This window comes from Gordonia sp. p3-SID1431, assembly GCF_025143765.1.
Classification (GTDB): Bacteria; Actinomycetota; Actinomycetes; order Mycobacteriales; family Mycobacteriaceae; genus Gordonia; species Gordonia hongkongensis.
Genome location: NZ_JAMBDT010000157.1, coordinates 1 through 8,361 on the forward strand (window position 1 = coordinate 1; position 8,361 = coordinate 8,361).

The following is an 8,361-nucleotide window of genomic DNA, read 5'->3' on the forward strand; positions in this document are numbered from 1 at the left end:
TGCACTGGGTGAGCTTGCTGACGTCTTCCGGCTCGATGGCCGGGAACATGCCGATGCGCAGCTGGTTCCGGCCGAGCTTGCGGTACGGCTCGGTGTCGACGACCCCGTGCGCGCGAAGGATCTTCGCGACGGCCGCGGCGTCGACATCGTCGTTGAAGTCGATCGTGCCGACGACCTGGCTGCGGTTGGCCGCCTCGGTGACGAACGGCGTGGCGAACTCGCTCGCCTCGGCCCACTGGTAGAGACGCGAGCTGGAATCGGCGGTGCGCGAGACGCACCAGTCGAGGCCGCCGTTGTTGTTCATCCACTCGATCTGGTTGGCGAACAGCAGCAGCGATCCGACGGCCGGGGTGTTGTAGGTCTGGTTCTTGCTGCTGTTGTCGACGGCGGTCGGCAGCGACAGGAACTCCGGGCACCAGCGGTCGGTCTCGGCGATCTCGGCGATGCGTGCGAGCGCCCGCGGGCTCATCAGCGCGACCCAGAGCCCGCCGTCGGCGGCGAAGCACTTCTGCGGCGCGAAGTAGTAGACGTCGGCGTCGGTGATGTTGACGGGCAGACCGCCCGCACCCGAGGTGGCGTCGATGGCGATGAGCGCGTCATCCGAACCGGCGGGACGGACGACGGGCACCGCGACGCCCGTCGAGGTCTCGTTGTGTGCCCAGCCGATGAGGTCGACGCCGCCGAAGTCGTCGACGGTCAGCGCGGCCGGGTCGGGCGCGGTGCCGGGGTCGGTCGAGATGACCGCGGGCGAGTCGAGGAAGGGGGCTTTCTTCGAGACCGTCGCGAACTTCGACGAGAACTCGCCGTAGGTGAGGTGCAGTGAACGCTGCTTGATCAGGCCGAACGCCGCGGCGTCCCAGAACGCCGTGGTGCCGCCGTTGGAGATCACGACCTCGTAGCCGTCGGGCAGCGAGAACAGGTTCGACAGACCCTCGCGGATGGAGCCGACGACGTTCTTCACCGGTGCCTGGCGGTGGCTGGTGCCGAACACCGAAGCGCCGGTGTCGACGAGGGACTGCAACTGCTCGGGGCGAACCTTCGACGGCCCGCAACCGAAGCGGCCGTCCGACGGCAGCAGGTCGGCGGGCAGGGTGATGGATGCGGTGGCGGCTTCGCTCATGACGGCAATTCTAGGGAGTGGCCCTCGCCACCTGTGGGGGCGCCTCGGGTTAGGTGTCGGCAGCCGGGTGGTGCAGCGGCGATCTCTGCGCCGGTGGCCCCATGCAGAATCGCTGTTTCATCGAAAGGTGCGCTACCTGGAAGTAGCGCACCTCTGGGTCGAGTAGGGCTTCTGGGGCGGGCACGTCAGACGAGTCCCGCATCGCGGAGGGCACCTGTGATGAGGCCACGGAAGTGATGCGGGTCCAGGAGGTCCTGCCACGTCCACCGCACGACGAGCCGCCCCGTTCGCCGGATGGCGTCCTCACGTCGTTTCTCGTCGACCACCGTTTCCGACGCGGGCGTGCCGAACTGTCCCGAGTACTTGACCTTGCCGTCGAACTCGCCGATGACCTTGTCGTCCCAGCCGAAGTCGCCGCGGGCAACGAACCTGCCGTCGCCGTCGAGGATGGTCACCTGTGAGGTTGGGGAGCGGGAGTCCGACGGCGATCATCGTTGCGCGGCTGAAGGATTCGCCTACGCTTTCGGATCGTGCGTCGGCCATCGAGAGCGCCTGACGCAGTTGTCGGATGCCCTTCATCTTGATGCTCGACGCCACGACGGCCTGGATCTCGGCGTGTGTGATGCCGGAGCGGAGACCACTGTCGAGGCAGCAGACTGCCTGTTCGAACGTCCCCAGGCGGGCCACGTCGGCGACCGTGCGGGCCGGCGTCGTCACCCGGACGTTGTCGACGGACATCACCTGCTCGTCCGGCAGGTTGTCGCGGTGTATGTGGATCTTGTCCCCGGTACGACCGGTCTTGGACGAGGTGAAGTGGACTGTGGTCATGTCCGGTCGGAGGAGGGGGATGCCGTGGAGCGCGGCGGCGGACTCGTGGCTGACCACGCGTCCGTTCCCGCCGACGGCCACGGCGCCGCGGATCTTCAGGCGATAGCGTTCGAGCTCGTCGTCGGGCGCGGGTCCGAGGTGCACCGCACCTCGCCATACGCTCCGCAGCGCGCCAGTCTCCTGACGCAACCGGATCTCGTCCTCGCCGAGACGGGCTGCGAGAGCGGACCGTCGGATCACGTGATTGTCGGGCATGCGCTCGATGGTGAGGCCGCCCCGGTCCGATTGCGGGTGCCTCGGCGTCCCTGTGGAATTCACTCAGACGTTGTCCACAGCCGATTGGCCTCCACAGGGTCGCTACCTCGACCACAGATTCGCTATCTGTGAATAGCGAATCTGTGGGGGAAGTAGCGATTCTGGTGGAACGGACCTACAGGCCCGGCTTCACGACGTCACCCCAGCCCTCGACGTCTTCGGGGCGCCGGGGGCTCGGACCGGTGTAGATCGCGGCCGGGCGGACCAGCTTGCCGAGGCGCTTCTGCTCGAGGATGTGCGCACACCAGCCGGCGGTCCGGCCGCAGGTGAACATCGCCGGCATCATATGCGTCGGCACCTCGGCGAAGTCGAGGATGACCGCCGCCCAGAACTCGACGTTGGTCTCGATGGCGCGGTCGGGGCGTCGTTCCCGGAGTTCGGTGAGCGCGGCCTGCTCGAGTGCGGCGGCGATCTCGAAGCGGGGGACGCCCAATTCCTGGGCGGTGCGGCGGAGCACGCGGGCACGCGGGTCCTCCGCGCGGTAGACGCGATGCCCGAAGCCCATGAGCTTCTCCTTGCGGTCGAGGATCCCCTTTACGAGTCCCCGTGCGTCACCGGTGTTCTCGACCTCCTCGATCATCGGCAGCACGCGTGCGGGGGCGCCGCCGTGGAGGGGGCCGGACATGGCGCCGATCGCACCCGACAGCGAGGCCGCGACATCGGCTCCGGTGGAGGCGATCACCCGTGCGGTGAACGTCGACGCGTTCATGCCGTGCTCGGCGGCGCTGACCCAGTAGGCGTCTATCGCGGCGATGTGACGCGGATCGGGGTCGCCCTTCCAGCGGGTCATGAAACGTGCGGTGACGGTGTCGCATTCGTCGATGACGTGTTGGGGGACCGCAGGCTGGTGGATGCCGCGCGCGGACTGCGCCACGTACGACAACGCCATCACCGACGCGCGGGCGAGGTTGTCGCGGGCGGTTTCGTCGTCGATGTCGAGGAGCGGCTGGTAACCCCAGATCGGCGCGAGCATGGCGAGCGCGGCCTGGACGTCGACGCGCACGTCACCGGTGTGGATCGGCAGCGGGAACGGTTCGGCCGGCGGCAGGCCGTCGCCGAACCTGCCGTCGACCAGGAGGGCCCACACGTCGGCGAAGGTCACCTTGTTCTCGACCAGGTCCTCGATGTCGACGCCGCGGTAGCGGAGGTTGCCGCCGTTCTTGTCCGGTTCGGCGATGTCGGTCGTGAAGGCCACCACGCCCTCGAGTCCGGCGACGAAATCCTCGGGAACAGTGTTGGCCATGGCAACCCACCTCACTCGACGTCCGTGTCGTGCATCCACGAGGATGCAATCCACGACGAACTGTAGATCAGCACGACGCCCCGCGTGTACCCCGGAGTAACGAGCACGGTCGGAGTAGCGTCAGGAAAGTGCTGGACGAGTCGCGCGACCCCATCGACCTGCCGAACATGCGCGTCGGATATGGCGGCGGCATCCCACCGAACATCGGCGAGGGCGACCGCGCCGCCGGTGCCGACGGCATCCGCGAGAACCTCGACCCGAGCTGGCTGCGGGGCGACCCGCCGTGGCTCGACCTCTTCCACGTCTGGCTCCGCGAAGCCGTCGACGCCCGGATCGCCGAGCCCAACGCGATGGTCCTCGGCACCGCCGACGCCGAGGGCAGGCCGTCGACCCGCACCGTCCTGTGCAAGGGGGTCGACGCGAACGGCGTTGTCTTCTTCACCGGGTACGACTCCGACAAAGGCCGACACCTGGCCGCGAATCCGAATGCCTCGGTGACGTTTCCCTGGATCGCGCTGGAACGGCAGGTGCACTTCCGCGGACCGGTCGAACACGTCAGCGCCCTGGAGATCCAGGCGTACTGGGAGCTCCGACCCCGCGGTTCGCAGCTCTCGGCGGCCGCGTCCGAGCAGTCACGGCCCATCGGCAGCCGCGTCGAACTCGAGCAGAAGGCAGCCGAACTCGCCGAGGCCTACGGCGGGTTCGACGAGGGTGCCGAGGTCCCGGTCCCGTCCGATTGGGGTGGGTACCGCATCGTCCCGGTCGAGGTCGAGTTCTGGCAGGGGCGAGCGAACCGCCTGCACAACCGGGTTCGGCTGACCCACGTCGATCACTCCTGGCGGGCCGAACGGCTGCAGCCCTGAGCGTCGACACCCGTTCTGCGGGCCGTCAGCGGTAGTCGAGGCGGTTCGGGTCGAGTCTGGCGATACCGCACTGCGCCTGGGCGAAGATCGGTGCCCGGTACACATGGTGCGCGACGCGTACGCCGTTCACCCAGATCGTGCAGCGAGCGTAACCGCCCCACGACGTGATGTTCGCGGCTGTCTGCTGTCGCTGCTTGTGTGAAGTGAAAGTGGTTGTGGTCGACCACAACCGGGTCTTCGGATCGTAGTCGCGCAGGTTCATACCCACGCGGCCCCCGCGAGGTGACATCCGGTTGTGACCGTCGACCCACCAGAAGCCGTACGCGCTCTGCTGATCCGACGCGACCTGCACCGTGATGCGATCGCCGGCCGTCGGATACCGCGGACCGGCCTGTGCCGTCCCCGGAACCGCGAGGCCGAGTACGACGGCCACCGCGACCGTCACCACCGTCATCCAGCGTCGAACACCCATGTGCATCCCCTTCTCCGAGCCCCGACCAAGGTGCAAGGTGCGCCTCGGGCGGAATGACCATAGCGGAGGGCAGCGACCACGCGACGGCACTGTCCACAGGCGGCCTTGTGGAGTGCCTGCGTGGCCGGACGTCGGCGGGCGGTCCTAGCATCATGGAAATGCCCCGCCTCCTCGCCGACACCGCGCCGCTGCGCAACCAGTACTTCCGGCGACTGTGGCTGGCGAACATCGTCACCGTCATCGGCGCGCAGTTGAGTGTGGTCGCGGTGCCGGCCCAGATCTACGAGGTCACCGGTAGCTCTGCCTACGTCGGACTGACCGGTGTCTTCGGCCTGGTGCCGCTCGTCGTGTTCGGGCTCTGGGGTGGGGCGCTGGCCGACGTCGTCGACCGCCGGACCCTGCTCATCATCACGACCGTCGGCCTCATCGTCTGCAGCGCCCTGTTCTGGGCGCAGGCCGCGGCGGGTGGGCAGAACGTGTGGATCGTGTTGGTGCTCTTCGCCGTTCAGCAGGCGTTCTTCGCCGTGAACCAGCCGACGCGGACGGCGGTGCTACCGCGGCTGCTCGACGCCAAGGACCTGCCCGCCGCGCTGTCGCTGAACATGACGGTCATGCAGGCGGGCGCCATCGCCGGGCCACTCGTCGGCGGCGCCCTGATCCCCGTCCTCGGCTATTCGCTGTTGTATTTCGTGGACACGATCTTCCTGCTGCCGACGCTCATCGCCGTCGCGATGCTGCCGTCGCTGCGGCCGGAGAGTGACGCCGCGCCCAAGGTCGCGGGACTGCGTTCGGTCATCGACGGCCTTCGGTACCTGGCCGGGCACAAGATCCTCCTGGCGTCCTTCCTCGTCGACCTCATCGCCATGATCTTCGGCATGCCGCGGGCACTGTTCCCGCAGATGGCCCACGAGAACTTCGGCGGTCCCGAGGGCGGCGGGATCGCCTTCGCCCTGCTGTTCACGGCGATCGCCGCGGGTGCCGTCGTCGGCGGGATCTTCTCGGGGTGGGTCGCGCGCGTGCAGCGACAGGGTCTCGCCGTCATCGTGTGCATCATCATCTGGGGTCTCGCGATCACCGGGACCGGGATAGCGGTGTCGTTCGCCGACGGCACGGCCATGCCGATGCTCATCGTCGCGGTGGTGTTGCTGATGATCGGCGGCGCGGCCGACATGGCGTCGGCGGCGTTCCGGCAGTCGATCCTGCTCACCGCCGCGACCGACGAGGTCCGCGGCCGACTCCAGGGTGTGTTCATCGTGGTGGTGGCCGGCGGCCCGCGGATCGCCGACGTCGCCCATGGCGCCGCAGCCGCCTCGATCGGGGTCGCCGCCGCGACAGCGTTCGGCGGTATCGCGGTCGTCGTCGCGACGATCATCGCGGCGTTGCTGATCCCCGCCTTCGTGCACTACCGCGCCGGTCAGCGCACCTGAGATCGGGTTCCGCCGACCAGCGCGGTCTCGCGATCGGTGCCACCATGGACGCCATGACCGCCGCCGCCACCGGATTCGACGTACCGCTCATCGACATCTCGCCGTACACGCGGAACGGTGACCCGGCCGATCGGGCCGTGGTGGCGGCCAGGTTCGACGACGCGGCGAGTTCGGTCGGCTTCATCCAGGTCGTCGGGCACGAGATCCCCGCCGCCGTCATCGACGAGTTCACCGCCGCCATGGACGTCTTCTTCGCGCTGCCACTGGAGCTGAAGAAGACCTACCGCACGCCGCCGGAGATCAATCGGGGATACGCGCCCCCGAAGTCGGAATCCCTGTCGTTGTCGCTGGGGGTCGAGTCCGCGGCACGCATGAACGACTTCTTCGAGGCCTTCAACGTCGGCGTGGAGGCGACGCAGTACCCGGAACTCGATCTACCCGCCGACCACTACGCGACGAACACGTGGCCGGCCGTCGAGCATTTCCAGGCGGCGGTGTCGGCGTACTTCAACGAGGCACGACGCGTCGCTCACACGCTCACCAGGATCTTCGCCGATGCCCTCGACCTACCCGCCGACTTCTTCGAGGGATTCACCGACCATTCGCTCGACGTGCTCCGGATGAACAACTATGCGCTGCCGCCCGGTGAGATCGAGCTGGACGGCGACCTCACCGGCATGGGGGAGCACACCGACTACGGCATCGTGACCGTGTTGTGGGCCGACCAGGTCAAGGGTCTGCAAGTTCTCGACCAGCACGGTGACTGGCACGACGTGAGTCCCGCCGACGGCGCGTTGCTGATCAACCTGGGTGATCTGATGGCGCGCTGGACCAACGAGCGGTGGATGTCCACCCTGCACCGGGTGAAGCCGCCCGTCGTCGACGGAACGGTGGAGCGGCGTCGATCGGCGGCCTACTTCCACGACGGCAACCTCGACGCCATGATCACGACGCTGCCGTCGTGCGTGGGAGCCGGCAGCCGCTATTCGCCGATCACCGTGGGTGAACACATCGGTGCGAAGCTCGCCGGCTCCCGAGCGGGCCGTCCGAACCCCCACGCCCCTCGGGAGGCCGGACGTGTCCGGCAGGCGATGCGACGAAGCCAGGGCCAGCAGTAGTCGTTCGGGCGTATGTCAGTCCGCGGTGAGCACACCCGGGTACGACGCCCGCCGTGCCGCGGTCACCGGGCAATAGTGCATCGGGTTGCCGCGCTCGCTCTGCGGCGGGAGATTGCGCGTCGGCGTGTGCACGATCGGTGCATCCACAGGGACCTTGCCGTGCACGCGATCCCACGCATCGCGCGGTCGGGGGTGGCGCAGTGCCCGCTTGGGTAGGAGCTTGTGCATCACGAAGTTGATGCCCTTACCCACCAGACGGAATCGACGTTCGTCCTTGTCGGTCCACTCGAGCCCGAGGATCTCGCGGATCGGCTCGTCGTAGAACCCGGTGGTCAGCCACATGAACAGTTTCTGGTTCTGCGGCACCAGGTACCGGTCCCACAGCCACGTCGGGACGAAGCTCAGGAACGGCGGGGGCGGCAGCTGGGTGATGTCGAGGACCGTGCGGACCGATACGTGATCACGAAGCACGTTGCGGCACATGTGGTCCCAATACTCCAGGAAGTCCTCGTAGGTCTCCGGGACGGGACGCATGGAGACGCCGTACTGGGCGTACCAGGCTTTGGACTCCTCGAAGAGCTGCCGCTTCTGGTCCTCGGTGAGGAAGGGGCCGAAGCGTTCGCACAGTCGGACGTTGCCGTACCAGAACGTGGCGTGGGCCCAGTAGAAGACGTCGGGATCCAATGCGTGATAGCGGGACCCGTCCTCCATGGTGCCCTTGACGGTGAGGTGGTAGTCGCGCACCTCTTCCCCCGTCCGGGCACCCGGGATGACGGAGTCGAAGACGACGCCGCTGATCGGGTACAGGGAGCGCATCAGGCGCTGCCACCGTTCGCCGAAGAAGTCCGAGTGGTCCCACACCGCCGCACCCAGCTTGGGATGCATGTTCTGGATCGACCCGGCCCACAGACCTTGGAACATCCCCGTCCAGGTCCCCCAGATCTGCCAGGTCAGCGAATCCGGGCCAAGGGGTTC

General features: G+C 67.8%; 8 protein-coding genes. 3 read left to right on the forward strand and 5 right to left on the reverse strand.

Features of this window, described 5'->3' with window-relative positions; all coding sequences use genetic code 11:
• The 3 genes from serC to M4D77_RS22980 form a co-directional block, all read right to left on the reverse strand.
• Positions 1–1,120, reverse strand: a 1,120-nt coding sequence (gene serC / locus M4D77_RS22970) for a phosphoserine transaminase (protein WP_259937554.1), incomplete at its 3' end; no start/stop codon positions are given.
• A 185-nt stretch (positions 1,121–1,305) separates the two neighbouring features.
• Positions 1,306–1,575 (reverse strand): hypothetical protein, encoded by a 270-nt coding sequence (locus M4D77_RS22975; protein WP_259937556.1) that lies wholly within the window; start codon positions 1,573–1,575, stop codon positions 1,306–1,308.
• 803 nt (positions 1,576–2,378) lie between these two features.
• On the reverse strand, positions 2,379–3,506 hold the full coding sequence (locus M4D77_RS22980) for a citrate synthase 2 (protein ID WP_165630399.1): 1,128 nt from the start codon (positions 3,504–3,506) through the stop codon (positions 2,379–2,381).
• Positions 3,507–3,673: 167 nt separating this feature from the next.
• On the opposite strand from M4D77_RS22980, the gene pdxH reads away from it, so the two are divergent.
• Complete coding sequence (gene pdxH, locus M4D77_RS22985; protein ID WP_396266615.1) at positions 3,674–4,369, forward strand: pyridoxamine 5'-phosphate oxidase; 696 nt, start codon at positions 3,674–3,676, stop codon at positions 4,367–4,369.
• Between the two features lie 25 nt (positions 4,370–4,394).
• Here pdxH and M4D77_RS22990 read toward each other — a convergent pair whose 3' ends face one another.
• On the reverse strand, positions 4,395–4,841 hold the full coding sequence (locus M4D77_RS22990) for a hypothetical protein (protein ID WP_165630397.1): 447 nt from the start codon (positions 4,839–4,841) through the stop codon (positions 4,395–4,397).
• A 158-nt stretch (positions 4,842–4,999) separates the two neighbouring features.
• Between M4D77_RS22990 and M4D77_RS22995 the strand changes: the two genes are divergently transcribed.
• Positions 5,000–6,268, forward strand: coding sequence for an MFS transporter (locus M4D77_RS22995; RefSeq protein ID WP_259937563.1), 1,269 nt, complete (start codon positions 5,000–5,002; stop codon positions 6,266–6,268).
• Between the two features lie 44 nt (positions 6,269–6,312).
• Positions 6,313–7,386, forward strand: coding sequence for an isopenicillin N synthase family oxygenase (locus M4D77_RS23000; protein WP_259937565.1), 1,074 nt, complete (start codon positions 6,313–6,315; stop codon positions 7,384–7,386).
• 15 nt (positions 7,387–7,401) lie between these two features.
• Here the strand turns inward: M4D77_RS23000 and M4D77_RS23005 are convergent.
• A partial coding sequence (locus M4D77_RS23005; RefSeq protein WP_259937568.1) for an oxygenase MpaB family protein occupies positions 7,402–8,361 on the reverse strand: 960 nt, incomplete at its 5' end.

Coding starts and splice junctions, on each gene's coding strand:
- M4D77_RS22980 (WP_165630399.1), bottom strand. CDS start 3,506: ATGGCCAACACTGTTCCCGAGGATTTCGTCGCCGGACTCGAGGGCGTG.
- pdxH (WP_396266615.1), top strand. CDS start 3,674: ATGCGCGTCGGATATGGCGGCGGCATCCCACCGAACATCGGCGAGGGC.
- M4D77_RS22990 (WP_165630397.1), bottom strand. CDS start 4,841: ATGGGTGTTCGACGCTGGATGACGGTGGTGACGGTCGCGGTGGCCGTC.
- M4D77_RS22995 (WP_259937563.1), top strand. CDS start 5,000: ATGCCCCGCCTCCTCGCCGACACCGCGCCGCTGCGCAACCAGTACTTC.
- M4D77_RS23000 (WP_259937565.1), top strand. CDS start 6,313: ATGGACGCCATGACCGCCGCCGCCACCGGATTCGACGTACCGCTCATC.